Annotated in this window: 19 protein-coding genes and 1 pseudogene; 8 read left to right on the top strand and 12 right to left on the bottom strand. The window is 75.5% G+C overall.

The genetic code is table 11. The features are described from left to right. The first annotated feature begins 150 nt into the window (after nucleotides 1–150). Nucleotides 151–1,119: an NAD-dependent epimerase/dehydratase family protein gene (locus ACFY4B_RS32580; RefSeq protein ID WP_387974044.1), complete on the top strand. Its 969-nt coding sequence runs from the start codon at nucleotides 151–153 to the stop codon at nucleotides 1,117–1,119. A gap of 164 nt (nucleotides 1,120–1,283) precedes the next feature. Here the strand turns inward: ACFY4B_RS32580 and ACFY4B_RS32585 are convergent, their stop codons facing one another. Further along, the gene (locus ACFY4B_RS32585) at nucleotides 1,284–2,321 is read right to left on the bottom strand and encodes an aldo/keto reductase (RefSeq protein WP_049654646.1); all 1,038 of its coding nucleotides are present in this window, start codon (nucleotides 2,319–2,321) and stop codon (nucleotides 1,284–1,286) included. Between the two features lie 119 nt (nucleotides 2,322–2,440). Here ACFY4B_RS32585 and ACFY4B_RS32590 point away from each other — a divergent pair, with 119 nt between their 5' ends. Beyond that, on the top strand, nucleotides 2,441–3,061 hold the full coding sequence (locus tag ACFY4B_RS32590; protein ID WP_387974047.1) for a TetR/AcrR family transcriptional regulator: 621 nt from the start codon (nucleotides 2,441–2,443) through the stop codon (nucleotides 3,059–3,061). Nucleotides 3,062–3,752: 691 nt separating this feature from the next. On the opposite strand, the pseudogene ACFY4B_RS32595 reads toward ACFY4B_RS32590, so the two are convergent. After that, a pseudogene (locus ACFY4B_RS32595) lies at nucleotides 3,753–4,304 on the bottom strand (TerD family protein); the annotation flags it as partial. A 259-nt stretch (nucleotides 4,305–4,563) separates the two neighbouring features. Between ACFY4B_RS32595 and ACFY4B_RS32600 the strand changes: the two are divergent. Beyond that, on the top strand, nucleotides 4,564–5,823 hold the full coding sequence (locus tag ACFY4B_RS32600; RefSeq protein ID WP_387974049.1) for a pyroglutamyl peptidase: 1,260 nt from the start codon (nucleotides 4,564–4,566) through the stop codon (nucleotides 5,821–5,823). 66 nt (nucleotides 5,824–5,889) lie between these two features. Here the strand turns inward: ACFY4B_RS32600 and ACFY4B_RS32605 are convergent, their stop codons facing one another. Beyond that, on the bottom strand, nucleotides 5,890–6,390 hold the full coding sequence (locus tag ACFY4B_RS32605) for an inorganic diphosphatase (RefSeq protein WP_049652137.1): 501 nt from the start codon (nucleotides 6,388–6,390) through the stop codon (nucleotides 5,890–5,892). A gap of 229 nt (nucleotides 6,391–6,619) precedes the next feature. Here ACFY4B_RS32605 and ACFY4B_RS32610 point away from each other — a divergent pair, with 229 nt between their 5' ends. Next, nucleotides 6,620–7,696: a restriction endonuclease gene (locus ACFY4B_RS32610; RefSeq protein WP_049652136.1), complete on the top strand. Its 1,077-nt coding sequence runs from the start codon at nucleotides 6,620–6,622 to the stop codon at nucleotides 7,694–7,696. A 76-nt stretch (nucleotides 7,697–7,772) separates the two neighbouring features. Here the strand turns inward: ACFY4B_RS32610 and ACFY4B_RS32615 are convergent, their stop codons facing one another. The 3 genes from ACFY4B_RS32615 to ACFY4B_RS32625 all read right to left on the bottom strand — a co-directional run bounded on the left by ACFY4B_RS32615 (nucleotide 7,773) and on the right by ACFY4B_RS32625 (nucleotide 12,100). Beyond that, nucleotides 7,773–9,668: a CocE/NonD family hydrolase gene (locus ACFY4B_RS32615; protein ID WP_074005759.1), complete on the bottom strand. Its 1,896-nt coding sequence runs from the start codon at nucleotides 9,666–9,668 to the stop codon at nucleotides 7,773–7,775. 222 nt (nucleotides 9,669–9,890) lie between these two features. Next, nucleotides 9,891–10,715 carry a Mut7-C RNAse domain-containing protein gene (locus ACFY4B_RS32620; RefSeq protein WP_387974052.1) on the bottom strand — a complete coding sequence of 275 codons (825 nt, stop codon included), beginning with the start codon at nucleotides 10,713–10,715 and terminating at the stop codon, nucleotides 9,891–9,893. 107 nt (nucleotides 10,716–10,822) lie between these two features. Next, nucleotides 10,823–12,100 (bottom strand): MFS transporter, encoded by a 1,278-nt coding sequence (locus ACFY4B_RS32625; protein WP_074005760.1) that lies wholly within the window; start codon nucleotides 12,098–12,100, stop codon nucleotides 10,823–10,825. A 469-nt stretch (nucleotides 12,101–12,569) separates the two neighbouring features. Between ACFY4B_RS32625 and ACFY4B_RS32630 the strand changes: the two genes are divergently transcribed. The 3 genes from ACFY4B_RS32630 (at nucleotide 12,570) to ACFY4B_RS32640 (ending at nucleotide 16,826) form a co-directional block, all read left to right on the top strand. Further along, nucleotides 12,570–15,026 (top strand): molybdopterin cofactor-binding domain-containing protein, encoded by a 2,457-nt coding sequence (locus ACFY4B_RS32630; RefSeq protein ID WP_387974055.1) that lies wholly within the window; start codon nucleotides 12,570–12,572, stop codon nucleotides 15,024–15,026. Between the two features lie 35 nt (nucleotides 15,027–15,061). Continuing rightward, nucleotides 15,062–15,529, top strand: coding sequence for a (2Fe-2S)-binding protein (locus tag ACFY4B_RS32635; RefSeq protein WP_049652133.1), 468 nt, complete (start codon nucleotides 15,062–15,064; stop codon nucleotides 15,527–15,529). 139 nt (nucleotides 15,530–15,668) lie between these two features. After that, nucleotides 15,669–16,826 carry an alpha/beta hydrolase gene (locus tag ACFY4B_RS32640; protein WP_387974058.1) on the top strand — a complete coding sequence of 386 codons (1,158 nt, stop codon included), beginning with the start codon at nucleotides 15,669–15,671 and terminating at the stop codon, nucleotides 16,824–16,826. A 12-nt stretch (nucleotides 16,827–16,838) separates the two neighbouring features. On the opposite strand, the gene ACFY4B_RS32645 is transcribed toward ACFY4B_RS32640, so the two are convergent. The 6 genes from ACFY4B_RS32645 to ACFY4B_RS32670 all read right to left on the bottom strand — a co-directional run bounded on the left by ACFY4B_RS32645 (nucleotide 16,839) and on the right by ACFY4B_RS32670 (nucleotide 25,150). Beyond that, nucleotides 16,839–17,435 (bottom strand): TIGR03086 family metal-binding protein, encoded by a 597-nt coding sequence (locus tag ACFY4B_RS32645; protein WP_387974061.1) that lies wholly within the window; start codon nucleotides 17,433–17,435, stop codon nucleotides 16,839–16,841. A 176-nt stretch (nucleotides 17,436–17,611) separates the two neighbouring features. Continuing rightward, nucleotides 17,612–18,376 (bottom strand): SDR family NAD(P)-dependent oxidoreductase, encoded by a 765-nt coding sequence (locus ACFY4B_RS32650; RefSeq protein ID WP_198959499.1) that lies wholly within the window; start codon nucleotides 18,374–18,376, stop codon nucleotides 17,612–17,614. Nucleotides 18,377–18,652: 276 nt separating this feature from the next. Next, the gene (locus ACFY4B_RS32655) at nucleotides 18,653–19,396 is read right to left on the bottom strand and encodes a transglycosylase family protein (RefSeq protein ID WP_387974064.1); all 744 of its coding nucleotides are present in this window, start codon (nucleotides 19,394–19,396) and stop codon (nucleotides 18,653–18,655) included. A gap of 556 nt (nucleotides 19,397–19,952) precedes the next feature. After that, nucleotides 19,953–20,621, bottom strand: a complete 669-nt coding sequence (locus ACFY4B_RS32660; RefSeq protein WP_049652130.1) for a response regulator transcription factor — start codon at nucleotides 20,619–20,621, stop codon at nucleotides 19,953–19,955. A 149-nt stretch (nucleotides 20,622–20,770) separates the two neighbouring features. Then, nucleotides 20,771–22,471, bottom strand: a complete 1,701-nt coding sequence (locus ACFY4B_RS32665; RefSeq protein ID WP_387974066.1) for a sensor histidine kinase — start codon at nucleotides 22,469–22,471, stop codon at nucleotides 20,771–20,773. A 147-nt stretch (nucleotides 22,472–22,618) separates the two neighbouring features. Next, a complete protein-coding gene (locus ACFY4B_RS32670) occupies nucleotides 22,619–25,150 on the bottom strand; it encodes a SpoIIE family protein phosphatase (RefSeq protein WP_387974069.1) in 2,532 nt (843 codons plus the stop codon). A gap of 94 nt (nucleotides 25,151–25,244) precedes the next feature. Here ACFY4B_RS32670 and ACFY4B_RS32675 point away from each other — a divergent pair, with 94 nt between their 5' ends. After that, on the top strand, nucleotides 25,245–25,571 hold the full coding sequence (locus ACFY4B_RS32675; RefSeq protein ID WP_117493083.1) for a DUF4326 domain-containing protein: 327 nt from the start codon (nucleotides 25,245–25,247) through the stop codon (nucleotides 25,569–25,571). Nucleotides 25,572–25,609: the final 38 nt, after the last annotated feature.

A 25,609-nucleotide genomic window follows, 5' to 3' on the forward strand; every position in this document is an offset into this window, starting at 1 on the left:
GGCCGTCACCGTACCGCACCGTTGACCGTCGAACACTCTTCCCCCCGGAACCGTCCACACCGGGCCCCGACTCACCCACCCCACCCACAACTTGGGCAACAACCGGCCACCGGCTGGCCCCGCCCCGGGGCGGACTGGCACGATGTCCGAATGCGCATTCTGGTCATCGGCGGCACCCGCTTCATCGGATTCCACTTCGCCGAGGCGGCACTGGCCGCCGGGCACGAGGTCACGGTGGTGCACCGGGGCCGCTCCGGCGCCGGACTCCTCCCGGACGCCACCCACCTGATCGCCGACCGCGACGCCGACCTGTCCGCGCTGCGCGGCCGGCACTGGGACGCCACCGTCGACCTCTGCGCCTACTACCCGCGCCAGGTCCGGGAGTTGGCGGCCGCCCTCGACCCCGGCGCCGCCGGGCGCTACCTGCTGGTCTCCTCGCTCTCGGTCTACGACGTCCCGCCCGCCCCGGGCTACGCCGAGGACTCCGCCCTGCTCCCCGCCGACGGCCCGGAGGCCGAGGAGATCACCGCCGAGACCTACGGCGTCCTCAAGGTCCAGTGCGAGCGCGCCGCCCGGCAGGCCTTCGGCCCGGAGACCCTGCTGGTCCGCCCGACGTACGTGATCGGCCCCCGCGACTACACCCACCGCTTCGACTACTGGGTGGAGCGCCTCACCCGGGGCGGCGAGGTGCTCGCCCCGGGCCGGCCGGACGCGCCGCTCCAGGTGGTCGACGTCCGCGACCTCGCCGCCTGGATGCTCGCCCTGCTGGAGCGGGGTGCCTCCGGCGCCTACCACGCCGCCACTCCCCCGCCGTTCGGCATCGGCGACCTGCTCGACGCCGTCGCCGCGGAGGTCGCCCCGCCCGGCACCACCCTCACGTGGGTGGACGAGGACTTCCTCCGGGCCGCCGGCGTCCAGGAGCGCGCCCTCCCGCTCTGGCCCGCCGACCCGGAGAGCCGCGCCACCAGCACCGCCGACCCGGCGGCCGCCCTCGCCACCGGCCTCGCCCTCCGGCCGGTGGCCGACAGCGCCCGCGACATCCAGCCGTTCGAGCGCGTGCCGGGCACCCTCGACCCCGAGCGGGAGGCCGAACTCCTCGCCGCCTGGCACCAGCGGTAGCGGTAGCGGCGCCGACGCGGAGTCCACCGGCACGGGGCCGACCGCCGCCCCGCGACAGCCGGTCCGGCCCCGGCCCGGACATCTCCCGGGCCGGGGCCCACGCCGCTCGGGCCTCCCGCGCCTCCGCTGGTCGCCACGCCCCTCCCCGCCCCTCCCTGCGCGTCTCAGCCCGCCAGGGGCGGGTTGAGCCGGGCGAACGCCTCCTGCCGCCGGTACGGGAAGTACGGGTACGGCGCGGTGCGGGCGCTCGCCGCGTCCAGCCGGGCCACCTGCTCCTCCGTCAGGGACCAGCCGACCGCGCCGAGGTTCTGGCGCAGCTGCTCCTCGTTGCGGGCGCCGATGATGACCGAGGAGACGGTCGGACGGCGCAGCAGCCAGTTGATCGCCACCTGGGGGACGGTGCGTTCGGTCTCGGCGGCGACCTCGATCAGCGCGTCGACCACCCGGTACAGCAGCTCGTCCTCCACCGGCGGACCGTAGTCGGCGGTGTCGTGCAGCCGGCTGCCGTCCGGGAGCGGCTGCCCGCGGCGGATCTTCCCCGTGAGCCGGCCCCAGCCGAGCGGGCTCCAGACCAGGGCGCCGACGCCTTCCTCCTGTGCGAGCGGCATCAGTTCCCACTCGTAGTCGCGGCCGACGAGCGAGTAGTAGACCTGGTGGGCGGCGTACCGGGGGCGGCCGTGCCGGTCGGCGAGGGCGAGGGACTTCATCAGCTGCCAGCCGGAGAAGTTGGAGACGCCGGTGTAGCGGATCTTGCCGGCCCGGACCAGATCCTCCAGGGTGGCGAGCACCTCCTCGATCGGGGTGCCGGCGTCGTAGGCGTGCAGCTGGAACAGGTCCAGGTAGTCGGTGCCGAGGCGGCGCAGCGCGTCGTCGACGCTCCGGACCAGCCGGGCGCGGGAGGTGCCGGCGTCCTGCGGGCCGTCGCCGGTGGGCAGTCCGGCCTTGGTGGAGATCAGCACCTGGTCGCGGCGGCCGCGGACCGCCTGGCCGAGCACCTCCTCGGAGGCGCCGTCGGAGTAGACGTCGGCGGTGTCGAAGAGGGTGACCCCGGCGTCGATGGAGATGTCGAGGAGCCGGCGGGCCTCCTGGACGTCGGTGGTGCCCCAGGCGCCGAACAGCGGGCCGCGCCCGCCGAAGGTGCCGGTGCCGAGACTGAGCGCGGGCACCTTGAGTCCGGACGCGCCGAGTCGGCGGTACTCCATGTCGGTGGCGATGGTCATGGCGGATTTCTCCCCTCGAAGCCCCTAATGGGACCGCTGTTCCGTTAGGATGCTCTGAACCTAACAGACTCCACCCATCTAATGGAACAGGAATCCCGTTAATGGCCGTCGAGCCCTCCACGCCCGGCACGGTCCGCCCCGGCGGCCGGACCGCCCGGGTCCGCGCCGCCGTCCTGCGCGCCGCCGAGGATGCCCTGGTCGAGCGCGGCTTCAGCGGCCTCGACCTCGGCGACATCGCCCAGCGGGCCGAGGTCGGCCGCACCACCGTCTACCGCCGCTGGGGCAGCACCACCGCGCTGGTCGCCGACCTGCTCGCGGACATGGCCGAGCAGTCGCTGCCGCGCACCGACAGCGGCTCCCTCGCCGGGGACCTCCGGGCCAACGCCCGGCTCGTCCGGCGCACCCTGGCCGACCCCCGGCAGGGCGCGCTGTTCCGCGCCGTCATCGTGGCGGCGACCTGCGACCCGGACGCGGCCGAGGCCCTGCGGCACTTCTACCGGCGCCGGGTCGAGGAGTGGGCGCCGTGCGTCACCGCGGCCGTCGAGCGCGGCGAACTCCCGCCGGACACCGACGGGTTCGAGGTCGTCCGGGCGGTCTCGGCGCCGCTCTACTACCGGATGCTCACCACCGCCGAGCCGCTGGACGAGGCCGCAGCGGACCGCGCGGCGGAGGCCGCCGCGGCGGCGGCCCGCGCCGGGGCGTACCGGCGCCGGGACGGCTAGGAACGCGAACGGCCGCACAGCGCCGAAGCGTTGTGCGGCCGCCGGGCGCGGCGAGGGCCCTGGAAGGCCGGAACGACGCTCCGACATCATCCGACCGACGGCGAGGGCCGCCGGGGGGCTCCCCCGGCGGCCCTCGCCGCGGCCGCGACCTGACGGTTCAGAAGACGGTTTAGAAGAAGCCGTCGTCCTCGTAGTAGTTGTTGACGACCACCTGCGGGTCGTCGTCGAAGGCCTCGTTCAGCAGCGCGCCGCCGACCAGGCCGGCCGCGCCGGCGCCGATCAGCGCGCCGGTGCCGAAGCGCCGTCCGCCCTGGGCCTGCTGGCCGGGCACCTGCGGCGGCTGGCCCTGCTGGACCGGCTGCGGGTAGCCCGCCTGCGCCGGGGTGTAGAACGGCGGGACGTTGGTCTGCACCCGCTGGGCGCAGGCCACGCAGGCCTCGATCTGGCGCGGCACGCCCCACTGCGGCGACCAGTACACCGCCGTGGTGCCGGCGCCGTGCGAGGGGTCGAAGAAACACGTCACGGGGTAACTCCCTGGTCCTTGCCGGGTCATCGGAACGGCGGGCGCGGCGGCGGGCAGCACGGCCGGCACGGGGGCCGCGACCGGCGCCGGCGGCGCGGCGGGCGGGGCGGGCGGCGCGACCGGCGGCTTCACCGGGGCGGGCGGGGCGGCGGCGGGCGCCGGCTGCAGGACGTCCACCCCGAAGTCGGTGGCGATGCCCGCGAGCCCGTCGGCGTACCCCTGCCCGACCGCCCGGAACTTCCAGTCCGCGCCGTGCCGGTACAGCTCGCCGAACACCATCGCCGTCTCGCTGCCGGCCTCCGACGCCACGTCGTACCGGGCCACCTCGGTGCCGCTGTCCGGGTCGACGACCCGGATGTGGGCGCCGCGGACCTGCCCGAAGGACTGCCGCCGCTGCGCCGCGTCGTAGATCGCCACCGCGAAGACGACCTTCTCCACCCCGGCGGGGACCTCCGCGAGCCGGACCTCGACCTGCTCGCGGTCGGCGCCGCCGCCGGCCCCGCCCAGGTGGCGGACCGAGCCGTCCGGGCTCCGCAGGTTGTTGAAGAAGACGAAGTGCTGGTCCGAGGCGACCTTCCCGTCCGCCCCGCAGAGCAGCGCGCTGGCGTCCAGGTCGTACCCGTCACCGGCCGTCCAGCCCAGGCCCACCCGCACCACCCGCACCCCGGGGGCCTGCTTGCCCAGGGAGACGTTGCCACCCTTCGTCAGGGCCACGCTCATGGAACTTCCTCCACCACCGTACGAGTACCGCTGTTCGACCACGACAACGCTGTAGAACTCGCGGCGGTTCCCGGTCGAACCGCCGGCTTTCCGTCCGGGCCGGAACGCCGTCCCACCAGCGGCGGAACGCCGCCCGAGGGGCCCCCGGCGGCGCCTTCCGGTGCCGGGCGGGCCGGTCCGGCGGCCCCCCGGACCGGCGTACGGCGTGCCGGGTCGGCACTCTGGCGGGCCGTCAGGTCCGGACCTATTGTCAGCGCACATGACATGTCTACGCCGCACCGCCGGACTGGCCGCCGCGCTCGCCGGAACCCTCGTCGCCCTGCTGGCCCCGGCCGCCGCCCAGGCCGCCCCGGCCGGCTGCCGCACCTCCGCCACGGTGCCGCTGGACGCCGAGCAGGCCCGCCTCCAGGACGCCCGCACGGCCGGCTTCACCGAGCACTCCGGCTTGGGCGAGCTGCTCGGCGGCTTCCCCTCCGCGCTGTGCGCCGCCCGCAACGCCCGGCAGGCCGAACGGGTGGCCGACACCTGGGGCCGGACGCTCTGGCAGGCGGGCGTGGACCGCGCCCAGGGCCGGCGGCCGAGCGGTGAACTGCCCGCCCGGGACGACCGCCCGCTGTACTGGACCAGGCTCGCCATGACCGTCCAGCTCGCCCGCTGGCAGCCCCGGTTCGACGTCGACCACGCCGCGCTGCGGGCCCGTTTCGAGGACGCCTCGCGCGGCCTGGACGACGGTTTCAGCGCCGCCCCCGGCGTCCGGCGGATCTTCGTCAGCGGCTTCGACCCGTTCGGCCTGGACGCCGAGGCGCGCCGCGCCAACCCCTCCGGGTCCGCCGTCCTGCAGCTGCACGGGCAGCGGATCACCCTCGCCGACGGCAGCGCCGCCGAGGTCCGGGCGGTCGTCCTGCCGGTGCGCTACGGGGACTTCGACAAGGGCATCGTGGAGCGCACCTTCACCCCGCACCTGCGGCCGGGCCGGCAGTCCGCCGACCTGATCACCAGCATCAGCCAGGGCTACCCGGGCAAGTTCACCCTGGAGGAGTGGGCCGGGCGCGCCCGCTCCGCCGACCCGGCCACCGACAACGTGGCCGCGCTCTCCGGCGGCACCTCCCAGCACCCGGTGGACGCCCCGGGGCTGGCCCCCGGGCCGCAGTTCGTCCGAACCACCCTGCCGACCGACGCCATGCGGGCCGTCCAGCAGCCCTTCCCGGTGCTGCTCGACACCTTCGTCACCGAGATCCCGGCGGGCGCCACCGGGCCGGTCTTCCGGCCGGACGGCCCCACCCCCGGCTCCCGCGCGGTCTCCGGTGGCGGCGGCGGGTACCTCTCCAACGAGGTCGCCTACCGCTCCAACCGGCTGCGCCTGTTCCTCGCCCCGGACCTCCCCGGCGGCCATCTGCACACCCCGGTCCTGAACGGCCTGCCGGCCGACCCGGACCGGCTCACCGCACCGGAGTTCGAGCAGAACGAGGCCGCGATCGGCGACGAGGTCCGCGCGATCCTGAGCGCCGCCAGGCTCTGACGGACCGTCCGGGCACGCCCCGGGGACGGTCCGCGGACGGTCCGGGGCGGCCCGGGGGGGCGCCCGCTACGCCGGGTCGGCGAAGCGGGTGCCCGCCGCGCGGGCCCGCGACTCGGCGATCTCCGCGTAGGCGGCGTCGCGGCCCGCCCAGTGCGAGCCCTCGACGGACTTGCCGCGCTCCAGGTCCTTGTACACCTGGAAGAAGTGGGTGATCTCCAGCAGGTCGAACTCGCGCAGGTCGCCGATGTCCCGCAGGTCGGCGTAGCGCGGGTCGTGGGCCGGGACGCAGAGCACCTTCTGGTCCGGGCCGCGTTCGTCGCGCATCACCCACACGCCCACCGCCCGGCAGGTGAGCACGCAGCCGGGGACGGCCGGCTCGCCGCCGAGCACCAGGGCGTCCAGCGGCTCGCCGTCGCCGCCGAGGGTGCCCTCGACGTAGCCGTAGTCGGCGGGGTAGGCGGTGGCCGTGAAGAGGGTGCGGTCCAGCCGGATCCGGCCCGCCACGAAGTCCATCACGTACTTGTTCCGCGACCCCTGCGGGGTCTCGATCATGACCTCGAACTCCACCGCTGGCCTCCTCCTCGGCTCCTGGGGGGATTGTCCGCCGTCCGGACGGCCACCGGAAGCACCCCCGCCGTCGAGCCGCCCCCGCGCCGCCCGAGGCCCGTGCGCACGCCGGTGCCCGTGCGCCAGGTCTCGATTGTGCGGCGGAAGTGACGGCCCGACAATTCTTCGTCCACGATTCCTCTACGGTGACGCCTGCAACAGCCGTCACCATGCAAGAGGGGGCACGCCCATGTCCCGGAGCCGGAAGCTCCACCGCCTCAGCAACCCCGACGCCGACGAACGCCGCGCCCAGCGCGCGCTCTTCCGTCACCTCCGCGACGACACCAACGCCAACCGCGGCCGGATGGCCCGGCGCGTCCGCGAACTCCAGCTCCTGCTGGCGATGGACCCGGTCGAGTTCGAAGGCCTCATCGCCCGGCTGATGGAGGCGATGGGCATGAAGGTCGAGCTCACCGCCCGGTCCCGGGACGGCGGGGTGGACGTCCGCGGCATCGACCCCGACCCGTTCCGCGGCGGCAACGTCATCGTGCAGGTGAAGCGGTACCGGGACACGGTGGCGCCCACCGCGGTGCGGGACCTGTACGGGACGCTGCGGCACGACCAGGCCGCGACCAAGGCCGTCCTGGTCACCACCAGCAGGTTCGGCCCCAGCTCGCACCAGTTCGTCGCGGGCAAGCCGATCACCCTGCTGAACGGCTCCGAGCTGGTCGGTCTGCTCAAGCACCACGGCTTCCACGAGGTCTTCGCGGCCGTCCAGGACGAGGCCTCCGCGGAGGCCGGCGCCCTGGACGGACTGCCCGCGATCGAGGTGGCCGCCGAGCCCTCCCGGCTGCTCCTGCACTGGACCGGGGAGGAGGAGTACGACATCGCCGCCCTGGTCTGCCGGGGCAACGTGGCGCTCTCCGACGACCACCTGGTGTTCTACAACAACGGCTCCACGCCGGACGGTTCGGTGCGGCTGGTGACCGGCTACGGCGACGCGAACGCCTGCCTGATGGTCGACTTCGACGCGCTGCCCGCCGACGTCGACCGGCTGGTGGTCATCGCCGCCGCCGACACCGAGAACCACCCCGGGGCCACCATGGGCGGGTTCGCCGGGCCCGCGCTGATCCTGGAGGCCGGCGCCGGACAGGACGCGGCCGTGGTGCACCTGGCGGACGGCGCGGAGACCAACACCGCGATGCGGCTCGGCCGGTTCGACCGCGAGCCCTCCGGGGACTGGGAGTTCACCCCGGCCCTCGCCGGGTACCCGGGCGGGCTGCGGCAGGCCGTGACCGCGTACGGCCTGGAGGTCGTGGACGCCTGACCCGGCGCGGCACGACGTGAGGTGAGGTGCCGACGCGGGGCGCCCGGCCGAGACCGGGTGCCCCGCGTCGCACCCCTCAGCGCACGACGGGCAGCTCCAGCGCCGAGCCGCGGTCGCCGCCCCAGCCGATCCGGTAGCCCGCCTTCCCGTCGGCCGGGAGCAGCTGGAAGGAGTCGGGGTTGGCGGCCGCGACGGTCAGCCGGATCCGCTCACCGGCCCGGAACAGCACCGAGACCGGCTGGAGGTCGATGGTGACGCGCTGCGCGCGGCCCTGCGGGAAGTCCTCGGCGTCCTCGGCCGCGTAGCTGCGCGGCGTGCGCAGCCGGCGCCAGTCGGGATTGTCCGAGCGGTCCGCCACTGCCCGGTCGGCCAGCGAGAGTTGACCCTCCGTCAGATAGGTGACCCGGCCGTCCGGCGCGACGTCCTCCAGGTAGACGTGCAGGGCGCCGCGGGCCGAGCCCGCCAGGCCGGTGACGTCGAGGGTGACCTTGCCGTTGCCGGTGACCCGGGTGTCGGCGCCCAGCGGTGCGGTGGTGTAGCCGAGCAGCTTGGCGTCGACGGCGGCGCGGTCGGGGTAACTGACCTCGTCGCCGCTGAGGTTGGTGTTCCAGCGGTCCAGCGGGCCGGTGCCCGCGGTCGGGTCGAGGAGCAGCTGGTCGGAGCCGCCGCGGCGGTCGTCCGCCCCGTCGACGGACGAACGGCCCGTGGGCGGGTGGTCGGTGAGCGAGCGGCCCGCGCCGAGGTCGAACCGCCGGGTGCGGGTGCCGGGCACCGGCCAGCGGGTGGTGGTGCGCCAGACGCCCTCGTTGAAGGTGTAGTAGTGCACCCGTCGGGTGCCGTCGGGGCGGGCGTCGCCGCGGACGTAGCGGTCGAAGAAGTCGAGTACCCGCTGGTCGTTCTCCTGGTGCTCCTGCCCGGTGAGCGGGCGGGCGGGCTGGAACGGGTCGGCGAACCAGCCGGCGCCGTGGTTCCACGGGCCGATCCAGTCGTCCTGGGTGTTGGACAGGCCGGTGAACTGGGAGAGCACCCCGTTCGCGGTGCCCGCGTCGAGCCAGCCGGCCCTGGTCAGGACCGGCACCCCGCCGGCCTCGACGGCGTCGGTCCGCTCGCCGACGCTGCCGACCGTCCAGCTCTTCGGCCCGTCCCGGTAGTCGCGGTGGACACCGGAGTGCGCCATCTCGACCAGGTTGGCGTTGTTCGCGTGCTCGGCGCGCGCGGCGGCGAGCAGGGCGGGGCCGTCGGGCCCGTCGACCGGCCGGGGCTGGAGGCCGGTGAGGCCGATGCGCGCGCAGAGCTGCCGGGTGTCCTCGTCCGTCTCGCAGGTGGTGCCGCCGGCCTGGTCGAGGATGCGCAGCAGCAGCGCGTACGGGGCGACCCGGGGTTCGATGAGCAGGCCGCCGGGGCGCACCAGGTCCTCGTAGGGGTCAAAGTCGTAGGAGATCGGGGCGGCGGCGGTGATGTGGTGGTTGCCGAGGGAGGTGGCGAGCATCGCGGTGTCGCCGCCGTAGGAGATGCCGGTGGTGCCGATCCGGCCGTTGGACCAGGGCTGGGCGGCGATCCAGTCGCTGAGCGGGCCGCTGTCGGCGGTCACGTCGGCGCCGAGTTCGGAGGTGAGGGTGCCGAAGGAGGCGCCGGTGCCGCGCAGGTCGGCGACCACGTAGGCGTAGCCGCGGGCGGTCCACCGCTCGGCCTCGCCACTGGTGCCGCCGGGTTGGCCGGCCTTGACCCTGGCCCGCCAGTAGCGCTGGGTGACCAGGACGGTGGGCAGGTCGGCGCCGGCCCGGGTGCCCTCGGGCAGGTAGACGTCGACGGCGAGGCGGACCCCGTCCGGCATGGTCACGTAGCGCGACCGCAGATGCGGCTCGGCGGGCCCGGACGGCCCGGCGGCGGCCGCCGGGGCGACCGAGAGCCCGAGCACGGCCGCGGCGGCGACCAGCGCCGCCAGCGGGCGGCGCAGCACTCCCCGCCTCATCGGACGGTCGCCTTCCGGGCGCCTTCTTCCGGGCGTGCCTCGGCCCCGACCGGGATGGTCACCACCGCGGTGTCCGTGTCCCCCGTGTCCGTGGTGCGGAAGGGCTGTTGCCCTGGCTGAGTACTCATACGACGACCTGGCCTCTCTCCTGCGAGTGAGTAGCGTGGTCTCGTCCCCCACCGCCGATGGGACCACGGGCGCCGGGCCGTCCGCCAGAGCGCGCTACCCTGAGACGACCCCGATCCGGCCCTGGCCCTCCCCGGACCCGTGGACCTCCCCGAACTCCCCTACTGGCCCAGGCTCCTGGCCCGGTCCGTCGGCCCGGCCTGGGCCGAAGTCGCGCACCGCCTCGGCGACGATCGCCTCCAGCCGGGCGTGGTGGGCGCCGCGCCAGTAGGCCTGGCCGCAGTCCTCGCACTGGGCGAAGGCGTCGTACGAGCGCTCGGTGCCGTCCCGCAGCTGCTCGCGCACCGAGGTCTTGGTGGCCGGGTGCAGCCTGCCGTTGCAGGCGGTGCAGCGGCTCCACGGGGTGAGCGGCGGCGCGAAGCGGGAGAGCACGTCGCGCAGTTGCTCGGCGGGGCGGTGGCTGTAGACGTAGGCGCCGGCCCACAGTTCGCGGCGGCGCAGCAGGCCGCGGTCGCGGGAGAGCATGATCCGCTGCTCGGCGGCCGAGCGGGCGGCCAGGGCGGCGTCGCCGATGTCGGGGTTCTCGTACGCGGCGTCCACGCCGAGCAGGCGCAGCCGGCGGGCGAGGGTGCCGAGGTGGACGTCCAGCAGGAAGCGCGCCGGGACGGGCGAGGGCTGCGGCCTGGCCACGGCCCGGACGGTGATCTCCTCGCCGTCGGCCGGGACGTGGCTGTCGGGCACCGCCCGGCCGTCCACCAGCAGGGCGCCGACCTCGGTGAGCGGCACCCCCAGGGACTCGACGACGTGGCCGAGGGTGGAGGCGCCGTCGGTGCGCAGCGCGGTACGGCCGGCCCGCCGGGGCGCGGAGACGAAGAGGTGCAGCTCGGGGGCGAAGTCGAGCTGGATCTGGGGTCGGTCCACGCGGCCAGCATGCCAGCGGGCGGCGGCCCGGGGCCACCGGGTTTCCGGCCCGGTCCGGTCCCGTCGGACGCTCCCCGGGCCGCCTTGGGGGTTCCCGTCCGGTACGGTCAGGCCCCCGGCGCCGCTCCCGCCACCACCGGGGGCGCCGGCGGTGACACCGCGTGACCGCGGTCCCGGGCCGCCCAGCGGGCGACCGGCCCCATCGCGTACCCCGCCGCGAGGAACACCCCGCCCAGGACCAGCCAGCCGGCCAGGCCCCCCTCCAGCAGCAGCGCGGTGAGCAGCAGCGGTCCGAGGGTGCGGGCGACGGCGACGCCGGTGCCGAAGAAGCCCTGGTACTGGCCGATCCGCCCGGGCGGGGCGAGGTCGAAGGCGATCTGCCAGCTGCCGGCCGACTGCCGCATCTCCCCGGCCACCTGCAGGACGGAGGCGGCGACCAGCAGCGCGCCGACCGCCCAGACCGGCACGTCCAGCGCGGACAGCCCGAACACGGCGCAGGAGCCGAGCAGCAGCAGCCCGGCGGAGCGGACCGCCCGGGCGGCCGGTTCCAGTCCGGTGATGCCGCGGGCCGCCCGGACCTGGAAGGCCAGCACCGCGAGGGTGTTGAGCACGAACAGCGCCGAGCCGAGCCAGCCGATCCCGGGGGCGCGCGCGGCGATCCAGAGCGGGATGATCAGGCTGAGCAGCGGCATCCGCAGCAGCAGGACGGCGTTGACCGCGGTGACGGCGGCGTACCGGCGGTCGCGCAGCACGGCCAGGCGCGGCCCGGCGTCCGACGGCCCGGTCGCGGGCGGGGCTTCGGGCAGCCGCCGCAGGACCAGCGCGCCGATCAGGAAGCCGAGCGCGGTGACGGCGAAGGCGGCCAGGTAGGCGGCGCGGGTGCCGACGCTGAGCGCGATGCCGCCGATCGCCGCGCCGACGGCCAGTCCGCCGTTGAGGGTCGACTGGATGTGGGCGAGCAGCGCGGTCCGCTGCGCGGGCGGCACCAGGGCGGCGACCAGCGCCTGCCGGGCGGCGGTCAGGCCGGACTGCGCGGTGGCGTAGAGGCAGACCGCGAGCAGGAACAGCGGGTAGGAGCGGATCACCAGGAAGGCGGCGACCACGGCCGCCGTGCCGAGCGCGAGCGCCATCGAGGTGCGGCGCGGGCCCCGCTGGTCGGCGAGGTGTCCGAGCGGGACGCCGGCGAGGGAACCGAGCGCCCAGGCGAGGGTGAGGCCGAGCCCGAGGGCGGTCGGGGACATCCCGACCACCCGGGTGAAGTAGAGGGCGGAGCAGGTGTAGTACGCGCCGTCGCCCACGGCGGCGGCCAACTGGGCGGCCGCGAGGGTCCGCTGGGGCCCGGCGGGCGGCAGGGCGCCCCAACGGGCGGTTCGGTCGGACGGCATGCCCCTCCTTCACTCGTTCGCGGGCGCCACCGGCCGGAGGCGTCCGGGCGGTCGCCCGCGCGCGCCCCCAGGGCCGTCAACGCCCCGCGGCCGTAAACGCCTCACGGACCGTCACCCTTGTTCGCGGCCCCCGGACGGGCGGCGCGCGGAGTCGGTCTTCGCAACCGCCGGTTCGGGTGCGCCCCCAGCCTACGGAAGAACCGGCCCAATGGAACGGTCCAGTGATCAAGGAATTTCCTGGGCCAATTCCCCCTGCCGCCGCACCGTCGACCGACCCCTGAACCCGCGTGCGAGGGGCGCCAGTTGGCACCTCCGAGCCCGTCCCGGCGGCCCTGCCCCGGCCCCGCCCGCAGCTCCGAAGCGCCGTCCGTACCCGCTCCGACTCCGCTCCCGCCGACCGTCGCACAACCGTGATCGGGCCGACCAAGGGCCAACTTTGACCGTGTTGACCCGTCAGTAGCCTCCTTTTATGCTCAACGGCGTTCGCGATCCGGCACCGGCCCGGGGCCGCCCCGCCCGCCCGTTCCGTCGCCGTCTCCGGCCCGAAGGGTGTCCTCCCATCAGCACCTCCCTCGCCCCCTCGGACTCCAACGGCCGACCGCGCGACGCCGGGCACCCGCACGGTACGGCTGCTGCCACGGACGCCCCGGGCACCTCCGGCGCTCCGGCCGACCCGGACGCCCCGGGCCCGGAGGGCACCCGCCGCCGGCGCTTCCTCACCTACCTGCTGGCCGCGCCCACCCTCACCGTCGGCGCCCGCCTCGGCGCCGACGCCGTCGCACCCGCCACCGCACAGGCCGCCCCGCGCCCCGTCCCGTCCCCCGCCGCGGCCGCCGTGCCGGTCCGCGAGACCGCCCTCCCCCAGCAGCTGATCGGCCTGCCCGGCATCCCGGACATCGTCGACCTCGGCGACGCGATGATCATCGCCGGGCTGCCGACCGCCCACCTGCTGGTCCTCGAAGTCACCCCCGCCGGACGCGCCGTGCTGCACCTGCCCCGGCTGGAGGTCGGCCAGGGCCTCACCACCGCGATCGCCGTCATCGTCGCCGAGGAGCTCGACGCCCGGCTCTCCGACGTCGACGTCCCGCTCTCCGACGCCCGCCCCGAACTGCTCTTCAACCAGCTGACCGGCGGCTCCAACTCGATCCGCTCGCTGTACGACCCGGTCCGCGCCGCGGCCGCCGCCGCCCGGGCCCGGCTGGTGACCGCCGCCGCCAGGCGCTGGAACGTTCCCGCGCCCACCCTGCGCACCGCCGACTCCGCCGTCCTCGCCCCCGACGGCCGCCGGCTCGGCTACGGCGACCTCGCCGCCGAGGCGGCCACCGTCGCCGCCCCCGCCGTCCCGGCCCTCCCCAAGACCCCCGACCAGCTGCGCCTGGTCGGCCGGCCGACCGGCCGGATCGACGCCCGCGACATCGTCACCGGCCGTGCCAAGTACGCCGGGGACCTCGACGTCCCGGGCGCCGTGCCCACCGTGGTCGCCCGCCCGACCACCGTCAACGGCACCCTCAAGTCCCTGGACGCCTCCGCCGCCCGCGCCATGCCCGGAGTCCTCGGGGTGGTGCGGATCCCGACCGGCGTCGCCGTCCTCGCCGAGACCTTCGACCAGGCGCTCAAGGCCCGCGACGCACTGCGCACCACCTGGAACCCGGGGCCGGTCGCCGGCCTGTCCGACGCCGACGTACGGTCCCGGCTGCGCGCCGCCCACCTGCCGTCCCTCCCGCCGCCGCTGCTCTCCCACCGGCTGGAGGGCGAGTTCGACTTCGCCTTCGTCAACCACGCCCCGATGGAGGTGCTCACCGCCGTCGCCGACGTCCGGCCGAACCGGGCCGAGCTGTGGTTCGCCGCGCAGAGCCCGATCCTCGCCCAGGGCACCATCGCCGCCGAACTCGGACTGCCGACGAACGCCGTCACCGTCCACGTGGTGCGCGGCGGCGGCTCGTTCGGCCGTCGGCTGTTCTTCGACGCCGCCCTGGAGGCCGCCCAGGTCTCCAAGGCCGCCGGCCGCCCGGTCAAGCTGATGTGGACCCGCAACGACGACATGCGCCACGGCCGGATGCGCCCGGCCAGCCACCACATCGTCCGGGCCACCTACGGCCTCGGCCAGGTGTTCAGCTGGGAGCACCACGTGGCCGGCGTCCGCACCGACCTCGGGCACGGCCTCGGCGACATGTTCACCGCCGCCGGCTACAAGCTCCCGCTGGCCGGACTCACCGGCGCCGAACTGTTCTTCCTGCTCACCGAGAAGATCCCGTACGACGTCGGGGTGACCAACCAGCTGCTCGCCGAGGTGCCGCTGGAACTGCACACCGGCAGCTGGCGCTCCGTCTACTCCGGCACCGTCCGGGTCTCCGACGAGATCATGATGGACGAACTCGCCCGCCGGATGGGCCAGGACGAACTGGCCTTCCGCCGCGACCGGATGCGCAGCACCACCGGGCGGGCGGTGCTGGACGAGCTCGCCAAGCGGGGCGGCTGGGGCCGCCCGATGCCCCCCGGTCAGGCCCAGGGCATCGGCTACCACGACGAGCACAGCGCCTGCGTCGCCTACCTCGTCGAGCTGGACGCCACCGACCGCGCCAACCCCCGGGTCACCAAGGCCGTCGTCGTCGCCGACGTCGGCCGGGTGATCAACCCCACCGGCCTGGAGGCCCAGCTCACCGGCGCGCTGGTCGACGGCATCTCGGTGATCCTCCAGGCCGGCAACCACCTGGACAACGGCGCCTTCCGGGAAAGCAGTTACGGCGACTTCCACTACGCCCGGCAGCGGCACACCCCGCCGGTGGTCGAGATCCACCTGATGCCGCCGAGCGGACCGCCCGGCGGCGCGGGCGAGCTGGGCGTCCCGGCCGCCTCCGCCGCCGTCGCCAACGCCTACGCCCGCGCGACCGGCACCAGCCCGCGCTCCTTCCCGATCAACTTCTGACCACCAGCCGAGCCAGCCGAGGAACCGCGACCCCCATGCCCAGCCACACCTTCGTCCTCAACGGGCAGCCCGTGACCGTCGAGGCCCCGGACGACATGCCCCTGCTCTGGGTGCTGCGCGACAAGCTCGGCGTCACCGGCCCCAAGTACGGCTGCGGGGTGGGCGTCTGCCGCGCCTGCACCAGCCACCTGGACGGCCAGGAGTTCCAGCCCTGCACCCGTTCCGTCAAGGACTGCGCGGGCCACACCGTCACCACCATCGAGGGCCTGGCCGACGGCGAGGTGCTCCACCCCGTCCAGGAGGCCTGGCTCGCCTGCGACGTCGCCCAGTGCGGCTTCTGCCAGCCGGGCCAGATCATGACCGCCGTCGCCCTGCTGCGCCGCACCCCGAACCCGACGGACGCGGACATCGACCAGATCCAGAACATCTGCCGCTGCGGCACGTACCCGCGCATCCGCGAGGCGATCAAGCAGGCCGCCACCCGGCAGGGCGCCAAGCCCTGAGCCCCGGGCCCGGGTTCGGGTTCGGGTTCGGTCCCGCGGCCGACTTTCCGTCGGTCCTCCGCCGCTCCGAACCCTGGCGCCACCGGTCCAGACCACCTAGGCTGACCGGGCCCCGTCGCCGAGCCGGCAAGGATGACGCATGATCAGGCGCCGTTCACTGCTCGCCCTCACGGGCCTGGGCGGGACCGCCGCCCTGCTGCCCGCCGCGCCCGCCCTCGCCGCGCCGGTCGCCCCGACCGCCCCGCCGCGCACCATCGACCTCCCCGCGCCCACCGTCGGCCGGCCGGTCGGCACCGTCAGCCTGCACCTGGTCGACCACGACCGGCTCGACCCCTTCGCGCCCACGCCCGGCCCGCGCGAGCTGATGGTGCAGCTCTGGTACCCGGCGCGCGGCACCGCCGGCCGGCCCCGCGCGCCGTACACCACCCCCCGGGTCGCGGCCGTGATCGAACAGGCCCTGCCGCTGGACCCGGGCACCCTCGGCCTGGTCCGCCCCACGGCCCGCGCCGGCGCGCCCGCCCACCCCGGCCCGCTCCCCCTGCTGCTGCTCGGCCACGGCCGCAAGGGCGGGCGCAGCAACTGCACCGCGCTGGCTGAGGAGTTGGCCGCGCACGGCTACCTCGTCGCGGCTCTCGACCACACCTACGACGCCGCCGCCGTCGAGTTCCCGGACGGCCGGCTGGTGCGCAGCGTCCTGTCGGAGGAGCCACCGGACTGGGACGCCGCCGAGCGCGAGGAGATCGCCGCGCGGGTCGGCGACCTGCGCTTCGTCACCGGCCGACTGACCGGCGGCCGGCTGCCGTTCCGGGTCGACGAGGCGCGGATCGGCGTGCTCGGCCACTCCATGGGCGGAGCCGCGGCCGCCGAGGCGCTGCGCCAGGACCCGCGCTTCCGGATCGGCCTCGACCTGGACGGCGGCCTGTTCGGCTCCCCCGTCCCGGAGCTCGGGCTGGACCGGCCGTTCCTGCTGCTCACCTCGCTCGACGACCACGACACCTGGCGGCGCTGGCGCGAGCACCACCACGCCTGGGGCCGCCAACTGCGCACCCTGGGCGCGGGCCACTTCAGCTTCACCGACCTGCCGCACGCCGCCGTCCCCGGCAACCTCCCGGGCCACCTGCCCCCCGAGCTCTACGCCGCCCTGCTCGGCACCATCGCGCCCGCCCGCGCCACCGCGCTCACCCGCACCTACGTCCGGGCCTTCGTCGACCACTTCCTCCGCGACCGCCCCGCCCCGCTCCTCGACGCCCCGTCCCCGCGCCACCCGGAGATCGAGTTCCGCTGGAGCCGCCGGTAGGCGCCGACCCCGTCAGGTGGCCGCCGGGTCGCGGCCGAAGAAGGCGGCGAGCCGGTCGTACGCCGGGGCGTCCTCGGGGACGTCGACGGCGGGCCCGAAGGCGTGCTGCTCCTCCTCGGCGCCCCGGTACTCGGGTTTGAGCGCGCCGGTCGCCCAGGCGAGCGCGGCGAGCGCGACCTCGTGGTCCAGGCCCTCGGTGGACTGGCCGGTGGCATGGGCCAAGTCCCAGCCGTGGACGGCGAATTCGGTGGTCTGCTGGTCCACCGGGAAGCGGGCCGGGAGGGTGCCGACGCCGGGGACCTCCAGGGTGCCGCCGAGGTCGCCGGCCGCGCGCCAGGCGTCGACCAGCTCCTCCGCCCCGGCCTCGAAGGCGTGCAGCCAGTCCTCCTCGACCCGTTCGAAGGGCTGCGACCAGTCCGGCTGCCCGCCCTTCGCCCGGACGGTGAACTGCCGCAGGTCGTGCAGGAGGTGGCTGACCAGGTCGCCGACGTCCCAGGAGCGGCAGGGCGTCGGGTGGCCGGCCAGCTCGACGCCGGTGCCGTCGATCAGCCCGGCGGTCTGCGCGAGCGCCCGGGCGAGCAGCCCGATCGGGTCTTCCGCTGCGGTCATGGCACACCTCTCGGTACGGGTCCCGGTCCGGGAGCACGGGTCGTGCCGGGCGATCGTAAGCGCGTGCGCCGACAACCGCCCGGCGCGACACCGGGCCCGCCGCCGCCCGGGGCGCGCCCCGCGGATCCCTGCCGGGCCTGCGGGACACGCCCCGGGGGCCTGCCGTCGAACCCGCGTCAGGCGGCGAAGCCGCCGTCCACCGCCAGCTCGGCGCCGGTGACGTACCGGCCGCCCTCGCCGACCAGGTAGGAGACCGCGGCGGCGACCTCCGCGCCGGTGCCGAAGCGGCCGAGCGCGGTGAGCTCGCGCTGGCCCTCCGCCGCGGGGCCGCCGGCCGGGTTCATGTCGGTGTCGATCGGCCCCGGGTGGACCAGGTTGGCGGTGATCCCGCGCGGCCCGAGCTCCCGGGCCAGCGCCTTGGTCAGGCCGATCAGCGCGGCCTTGCTGGTCCCGTACAGCGTGGCGCCGGGGAAGGCGACGCGCTGGGCTATGCAGCTGCCGAGGTTGACGATCCGCCCGCCCTCGGTCAGGTGCGCGGAGGCGGCCCGGGCGTACAGGAAGGGTGCCCGGACGTTCACCTCCAGGACCCGGTCGACGTCCTCCAGCGTGAGGTCGCCGATCGGGCCGAGGACGCCGACGCCCGCGTTGTTCACCAGGACGTCCAGCCTCCCGAACCGCTCGACGACGGCCTCGACCACGCCCCGCACCGCCTCCGGGTCGGCGCTGTCCGCCCGTACGGCCCAGCCGGTCCGCCCCATCGCGGTGATCTTCGCGGCGACCTCCTCAGCCCGCTCCGCGCCGCCCTGGTAGGTCAGCACCACGTGGGCGCCGTCCTCGGCGAGCCGCAGGGCGACCGCCGCCCCGATCCCCCGGCTGCCGCCGGTCACCAGGGCCACCTTGCCGTCGAGGCTGTCGAGCACTGCCGCACCGTTCATCGTCATATCTCCAGAACTCCTCGTTCCGATCTCGGACATGACTCGATCCTGGCCCGGGGCCCTCCAAACCTCCGGCGGTATTCGGACGTTGCGTTCAACGTTCAACCAAGTCGCGACGCGCTCCCGTGCCCCGGCGTGTGCGCCGACCACCGGTGGTGCGGTCCGACCGCCGGCCGCCCGACCCGGGACCCCCGGGAACGGACCGCGAACGCGCCGGGACCGTCCGAGCGGCCGCCCTGATGGGGGGGCGGCCGCTCGGACGGTCGGACAGCCGTCAGTCGGTCAGACGGTCAGCGTCTGGCCCGGGAAGATCAGGTCCGGGTCGGCGCCGATGGTGCGCAGGTTCTTCTGGTACAGGCTGTCCGTGTCGGTGCCGAACTTGGCCGCGATGTCGGTCAGGGTGTCACCGCTCCTGACGGTGTAGCCGCCCGCGGCGGTGTTCTTCGGCGCGACCGGCGCGGACTGCGCCGGCTTGGCCGAGGGCTGCCCCTTGGGCGCCTGCTGCGCGGCCGCCGGCTTGGCGGCGGGCTTGGCCGCGGGCTTGGCGGCCTTCGTGGCCGGCTTGGCGGCGGGCTTGGCCGCCTTGGCCGCCGTGCCGCCCGAGGTGTCGGCGACGGCCGGGGTGCCGCCCTTGCCCAGGCCCGCCCTCTGCGAGCAGACGGGCCAGGCGCCCGCACCCTGCGAGGCGAGGACCTTCTCCGCGACGGCGATCTGCTGCGCCTTGGTCGCCTTGTTGGCCTGGGAGGCGTACGCGGTCCCGCCGTACGCGGCCCAGGTGGACGGGCTGAACTGCAGTCCTCCGTGGAAGCCGTTGCCGGTGCTGGTGCTCCAGTTCCCGCCGCTCTCGCACTGGGCGACGGCGTCCCAGGTCGAGGAGGTAGCGGCGGAGGCCGAGGTGGCCGTGACGAGGCCGGCCACCGGCAGGGCCGCGACGGCGGCGCCCGCGAGGACCGCCATCCGCACGCGGTGGCGCTTGGTGGTGGCGGTGGTGTCGGTGGCAGCGGCGGTCTCGTGACGGGGATTCATACAGTTCCTCTCGACAAGTCCCGGGTGGGCATGCGGAACCAGGCCCGGGACATGGGCCGGCAGTCTTTCGCTCACCTCACTCGACGGGCGGCCGGACACGTGTCGGACGTGTCGTGCCGCCCCGGTCACCTCCGCACGCCGACGGCCTGTTCGAGCCGGTCTCGTCGGCGGGCACCGCCCTCACGCCGCGGGTCAGTCGGCGGGCAGTGCGTCGGGGTGAACCCGGGTGGCGCTCGTTGCGCCGCCAATGAAGCTAGGGGGCATCACCCGGACGCAGCAAGCAATTCTTCGACGTCGCAGGTCAGTTGACTGTTACCGGCGGTACGGGTCAAAAAATCATGCCCGATTTGACCATTTTTGACCAGATTTCCAAGATCAAACGGTCAAATTCCGTGCCCTCACTCACACCTGTCCGCCCGAGAAAGCCGTCACACCATCCACGCGGAGGAACCGTCAGCTGACGCACCGTCACCACCGCACCCGGAGTTCCCGGTTCCGCACCGCCGTCGAGTGGCATCCGTCACGTCCAACACGTACAGCGACCGCGCGAACACCTTCAGCGACGGCCGTCGAGCTCCGCGTCCCGCGCCAACAGCGCCGCCTGGACCCGGTTGTCGCAGCCCAGCTTGGCCAGGATCCGGCTGACGTAGGTCTTCACCGTCGCCTCGCTCATGTGGATCCGCGCCCCCGCGTCGGCGTTGGACAGACCCTCTCCGAGCAGGGCCAACACCTCCAGCTCGCGCGGGGTGAGCACCTCCAGCCGACGCCGCGCCGCGACGGCGCGGGCGGCCAGCGAGGCGCTGCGCCCGGAGGCCAGCGAGTCGACGATGTGCCGGGTCGCGGCCGGCGAGAGGAAGGCGTTCCCGCCCGCCGCCGCCCGGACGGCCTGGATCAGCTCGTGCGGTGCGGTGTCCTTGAGCAGGAAGCCGGCACCGCCCTCGGTCACGGCGCGCAGGACGTTCTCGCGCTCCCCGAAGGTGGTGAGGATCAGCGCCCGCGCGCCGGGGGCGACCTTCGCCAGTTCCCCGAGCGCCGTCAGCCCGTCCATCACCGGCATCTGGATGTCCAGCAGCACCACGTCCACCCGGTGCGCCCGCGCGAGCTCCAGCGCCTCCCGCCCGTCGGCGGCCTCCGCGACCACCTCGATGTCCTCAGCGGAACCGAGGATCATCCTGATTCCGGCCCGGATCAGCGGCTCGTCGTCGGCGACGAGGACTCGGATCACGCTGGTCATTCCCCTCGAACGGTGCTGTGGGCTGCGGCACCATCCTCACATCCCGGCAGGACCGTTCCGAACCACCCCGATCCGGACCACCGTGATCCGAAACCGGCCCGGCCCGCCCGGCCGGGGCACTCGCCCGCGCACGGGGGCACTCAACCGCTGATCACGTACTCCTGTTTCTCCACCAGTGCCCCGTCCCGGAAGCAGAATCGCGCCACGTGCTCCTCGTTCCAGCCGGCGCCGGGCGCCCCGTTCAGGGCGAACCAGCGGCAGTGCGCGCCCTCCGGGATCTCGGGCCCTGTCCCCTTATACGTGTCGGTGATGAAGTCGTTGCCGCGCGGCAGCGTCTGCAGCACCTCGGACTCGGCGGTGCCCACCCTGATCTGGTCGTACATCGGCTGCTGCACGGTCGCGTCGTTGGTGCCCTTGACGAAGGCGACCACGCCCCAGACCGCCAGGCCGAGCACGGTCACCGCGATCGCGACCACCCCGAGGGCGCAGCCCATCGCCGGACTGCGCCGCTTGCGCTCCGGCTCCTCGACGGGCGGCAGGCCGTCCAGCATCCAGTCCTCGGCCCCGTCCGCCGCCGCGTCCTGCTCCTCCCCTTCATAGGGGAGCACCGCCGCCAGCCGGAAGCCCTGCTCCGGCGTGGGCCCGGCGTGCACCATGCCGCCGACCAACCGGGCGCGCTCCCGCAGGCCGGTCAGCCCCTGACCGCCGCTGACGGCCGCGCCCACCCCGACGCGTGCCCCCACGAGCTCCGGCGCGCGGGCGTTGGTGACCTCCACCACCAGCGCGTCCGGCTCGTACCGCAGCGCGACGCCGATCGGCGCGCCGGGGGCGTGCTTGTGCGCGTTGGTGAGCGCCTCCTGCACGATCCGGTACGCCGCGTGGTCGACGGCGGCCGCCAGCGGACGCCGCTCCCCCTCCACGGTGAGGTCGATCCCGGCCCCGGCCGCCCGGGAGGACTCCACCAGCCCCTCGATCCCGTCCACCCCGCCCCGGGCCGGCGCCCCGGCACCCGCCCCGGTGGCCGCCGACCCGGCGGTGGGCACCCCGGCGGCCGCCGGGGCGGTGGCCGGCACCGCCGTCGACTCGTCGTGCAGCACCCCGACCACCTCGCGCAGCTCGCGCATCGCCGCGACCGCCGCCTGCCGCAGCACCCCGACCGCCTCGCGCTGCCGGTCGGTGAGCGTCCGGTCCACCTCCAGCGCGCCCGAGTGCACCGAGATCAGTGCCAGTTGGTGGCCCAGGCTGTCGTGCATGTCCTGGGCGATCCGGTGCCGCTCGCGCAGCCGCGCCTGGTGCACCACCATGACCCGCTCGCGCAGCAGCTGCTCGTTGCGCTCGCGCAGCGCGTCCAGCAGGGCGCGGCGCTGCGCCCGGTAGCGGCCGTAGAGCGCGGGCAGCACGGCCACCACCAGGAAGGCCCCGAACGACAGCGGCAGCAGCAGCTTCGGCGAGAACGAGGCGCCCTCCTTCAGCACGCCCGTCATGGTGAACAGCGCCCAGCCCACCACGAAGGTGCCGACCAGTGACCAGACCCGGCGGATCCGCGCCCCGGCCGTCCAGCCCGCGCAAACCAGCATCGGGATCGGGCCGACCGCCCAGCCGGCGGCGGCCGCGACGACGACCAGCACGGTGGCCGGCAGTCCCTTGCGCAGCACCCACGCCACCGCGACCCCGACGCCGACGAGCACCGCCTGGCCGGTGTTGGAGAGCAGCTCCATCAGCGCGGCGAAGCCGCCCATCATCAGGGCGAGCAGTGCCTCGCCCACGACCCGCCGGGGCCGCCAGGGCCCCGGCAGCGCCGTCCGTACCGCCGTGTTCCAGGCCCGTGCGATCGCTTCCACCCGTCGAGGCTATCGGTCCGGCCGGGTCATCCGCCGTCCTCCTTCGTCGCCGCCCCCGCCGACGAAAGTCGCCTGGTCGGCCCCGTCCCGGTGGCCTGCCCGCCCTGTCCGCACGGCGCGGCCGCCGGGTCCGAACGGAGTGGCCGCTCAGCCGAAGGCCGTGAGCAGCAGGGCCACGTCGTCCACCCGGCGGGCGGAGCCGACCTCGCGCAGCAGCCGCTCGGCCGCCTGCTCCAGTCCCTCCCCCGCCACCGCCCGGGCCAGCGCGGCCCGCAGCCGGTCCACGCCCTGGTCGATCGCCACCGCCGGGTCCTCCACCAGCCCGTCGGTGTAGAGGGCGAGCACCGCCCCGCTGCCCAGCCGCAGGTCGCTGACCGGGTAGTCGGCCCGCTCGTCCACCCCGAGCAGCGGCCCGCCCGGGACGTACAGCGCCTCGGCCCGCCCGCCGGGGTGGCGCAGCACCGGCGGGAGGTGCCCGGCCCGGGCGATCCGGCCGAGCCCGACGGCCGGGGTGAGCCGGACCAGGCAGCAGCTGGCGAGCAGCCCGGGGTCGAGGTCGAGCAGCAGCCGGTTGGTGCGGGCGAGCACCTCGTCGGGCGGGTCGCCACCGGTGGCGAAGGCGCGCACGGCGCTGCGCAGCTGTCCCATCGTGGCGGCCGCGCCGACGCTGTGGCCCTCGACGTCGCCGATCACCAGGGTGACGTCCTCGCCCGTGACGATCGCGTCGTACCAGTCGCCGCCGATCTCCATGCCCTGGGTGCCGGGCAGGTAGCGGGCGGTGATCCGGATGCCGGGCACCTCGGGCAGCCGGTGCGGCAGCAGCGCCTGCTGCAGGCCGCGGGCCAGGGCGAACTCGGCGTCGTACAGCCGGGCGCGCTCCAGGGCCTGGGCGATGAAGCCGCCGAGCGCGGTGAGCAGGCCGCGCTCCTCCACGGTGAACGGGCGCGGCAGGTCGAAGCCGACGATGCAGGTGCCGACCGGACGGCCGGAGGCGATCAGCGGCAGGAAGGCCCAGGCGCCCATCTCGTCCAGGGCCAGGCCGGGGTAGGTGGCGGCGAGTTCGCGCACCGACTCGAAGAAGACCGGGGTGCCGGTGCGGAGCGTCTCCGCGCCGGGCACCCGGGTGTCCATCGGGATGCCCTCGAAGGCGTCCAGGAAGCCGTCCGGGTAGCCGGTCTGCGAGAGCAGGTGCAGCCGCTGCTCGCGCACCGCGTAGATGGCGAGCTCCTGGCCGCCGAAGGCCGGCAGGAGCTCCTCGGCCACCGCCCGGCAGACGTCCCGGACGGTGACCGCCTCGGTGAGCGCGCTGGCCAGTTGGAGCAGGTGGTGGGTGCCGCCCATCCCCGTGCGGGCGGCGGGCGGCGGCGGGACGGCGGCCGGCTCGGCGGTGCCGGGCGGGGCCTCGGCCGCGACCACCCGGGCGGTGACGCCGTGCGGGTCCGGGTAGAGCGAGAAGGCGAGCCAGCCGTCCGGCGGTCGGGCGGCCAGGAAGGCGGTGGGCCGCTGGGAGAGCTGGGCGGCGCGGTAGCGGTTCTCGTAGAAGGGGTCGGCGAGCCAGGGCAGCGCCTCCCACGGGGGGCGGTGGACCAGGTCCTCGCGGCGGGCCCGGAGCAGCGGCTCGACGGCGCGGTTGGCGTAGCCGATCCGGCCGTCCTGGTCGAGCGCGAACACGCCCTCGGGCAGCCGGTCGACGGCGGCCGCGGCGGCGGTCAGGCTCCGGAGGTCCAGCACCGCGCCGACCAGGTGGGTCCGGCCGTCGGAGATCGCCCGGGGCACCCGGGCCCACAGCTCCACCGGGTACGGCAGGCCGTCCGGGCCGAGCACCCGGACCCGGGCGGCCAGCACCTCGCCGCGCTCCAGCGCGATCCGGGCGGCGGCCCGGAACCCGGGCAGGTCTCCGGGGGCGACGCGACGGCCCAGGGCGGCCACCGTGCCGTCGAACTCCCCGGGTCCGAAACCGAAGATCTCCAGGAACTGGGTGTCGGCGGCGAGCGACCCGGTGGCCACGTCCCAGTCGAACATCCCGACCCGGGTGGTCGGCACCGACGGCGGCGGCAGCTCCACCACGGCCGCCTCGCAGTCCGGCTCCACCGACTGCCCGGACTCCGCCAACCCGGCCAGGCCGTCGGCCAGTTGGGCGGCCGCCTCGGCCAGCCGCCGGGCCGCCGGCGCCGCCACCCCGTCGTCCGAGGCCGGCCACAGCGCGGTCAGCACCCCGAACGTCTCCCCGCCGCGCCCCACCGGCTCGCAGGCGGAGACGAAGTCGTACGGCAGGCCGACCGCGAGCTGCGGGAAGCGCCGCATGGTGTCCTCGGCGTCGGTGAGGACGACGGCGCGCCCGGTCCGGAAGGCGACCGCGACCGGCAGCGGCCCCGCGGCGGCCACCCGCCGGAACGGGCCCATCACCGACAGCGGCACGCCCGCGATGGTGCGCAGCACCAGCGAGCGGCGGTCCCGCGAGCGCAGGTACACCAGCGAGCCGTACGCCCCGGTCGACTCCAGCACCCGGCGCGCGGCCAGGGCGAGCAGCTCGTCGCGCCGGTGGTCCGCCCGCCGGGCCGTCTCCCGGACGGACGGCGGGGCCGCCCGGCCGGTCTCCGCGCCGGCCCCGGGCTCCGGCGGCCGGTCCGGGCCCGGCCGCGCCCCAGGGGCCCCGCCGGTCGCGTGCGGATGGCGCATGCTCTTTTGCTACGCCCGGCCCGCACCGGTGTCAAGGCGAGCCCGCACCGGCCCCGGGCTGCCCCGGGGCCCGCCGTGCGCCAGCATGGACGGCATGCCGAGCGAACCCCGCCGCACCACCGTGGTCAACCTCAAGGGCCACCGCGACGACCCCGGGTACCGCGACGTCGTCTACGTCGGCCGCGCCATGCACCGCGGCGGCTGGCACCTCGCCGAGTCCCCGCTGCACTGCCCGTACCGCCCCGGCCCGGACCTCACCCGCGAGGAGATGGTCGCCAGGTACCGCGCCCACCTGCTCGCCCACCCCGACCTGCTCGCCCTCGTCCCACCCCTGCGCGGCCACCGCCTCGGCTGCTGGTGCGCCCCGCTCCCCTGCCACGCCGACGTCCTCGCCGACCTGGCCGACCACCCGCCTGCGTGATCCGCTTTCCCCACCTCTTCCACCATTTCGTATGCATA

This window comes from Kitasatospora sp. NPDC001261 (assembly GCF_042896795.1).
Lineage (GTDB): Bacteria > Actinomycetota > Actinomycetes > Streptomycetales > Streptomycetaceae > Kitasatospora.

Coding starts and splice junctions, on each gene's coding strand:
- ACFY4B_RS32580 (WP_387974044.1), top strand. CDS start 151: ATGCGCATTCTGGTCATCGGCGGCACCCGCTTCATCGGATTCCACTTC.
- ACFY4B_RS32585 (WP_049654646.1), bottom strand. CDS start 2,321: ATGGAGTACCGCCGACTCGGCGCGTCCGGACTCAAGGTGCCCGCGCTC.
- ACFY4B_RS32590 (WP_387974047.1), top strand. CDS start 2,441: ATGGCCGTCGAGCCCTCCACGCCCGGCACGGTCCGCCCCGGCGGCCGG.
- ACFY4B_RS32600 (WP_387974049.1), top strand. CDS start 4,564: ATGACATGTCTACGCCGCACCGCCGGACTGGCCGCCGCGCTCGCCGGA.
- ACFY4B_RS32610 (WP_049652136.1), top strand. CDS start 6,620: ATGTCCCGGAGCCGGAAGCTCCACCGCCTCAGCAACCCCGACGCCGAC.
- ACFY4B_RS32615 (WP_074005759.1), bottom strand. CDS start 9,668: ATGAGGCGGGGAGTGCTGCGCCGCCCGCTGGCGGCGCTGGTCGCCGCC.
- ACFY4B_RS32625 (WP_074005760.1), bottom strand. CDS start 12,100: ATGCCGTCCGACCGAACCGCCCGTTGGGGCGCCCTGCCGCCCGCCGGG.
- ACFY4B_RS32630 (WP_387974055.1), top strand. CDS start 12,570: ATGCTCAACGGCGTTCGCGATCCGGCACCGGCCCGGGGCCGCCCCGCC.
- ACFY4B_RS32635 (WP_049652133.1), top strand. CDS start 15,062: ATGCCCAGCCACACCTTCGTCCTCAACGGGCAGCCCGTGACCGTCGAG.
- ACFY4B_RS32640 (WP_387974058.1), top strand. CDS start 15,669: ATGATCAGGCGCCGTTCACTGCTCGCCCTCACGGGCCTGGGCGGGACC.
- ACFY4B_RS32645 (WP_387974061.1), bottom strand. CDS start 17,435: ATGACCGCAGCGGAAGACCCGATCGGGCTGCTCGCCCGGGCGCTCGCG.
- ACFY4B_RS32650 (WP_198959499.1), bottom strand. CDS start 18,376: ATGACGATGAACGGTGCGGCAGTGCTCGACAGCCTCGACGGCAAGGTG.
- ACFY4B_RS32655 (WP_387974064.1), bottom strand. CDS start 19,396: ATGAATCCCCGTCACGAGACCGCCGCTGCCACCGACACCACCGCCACC.
- ACFY4B_RS32670 (WP_387974069.1), bottom strand. CDS start 25,150: ATGCGCCATCCGCACGCGACCGGCGGGGCCCCTGGGGCGCGGCCGGGC.
- ACFY4B_RS32675 (WP_117493083.1), top strand. CDS start 25,245: ATGCCGAGCGAACCCCGCCGCACCACCGTGGTCAACCTCAAGGGCCAC.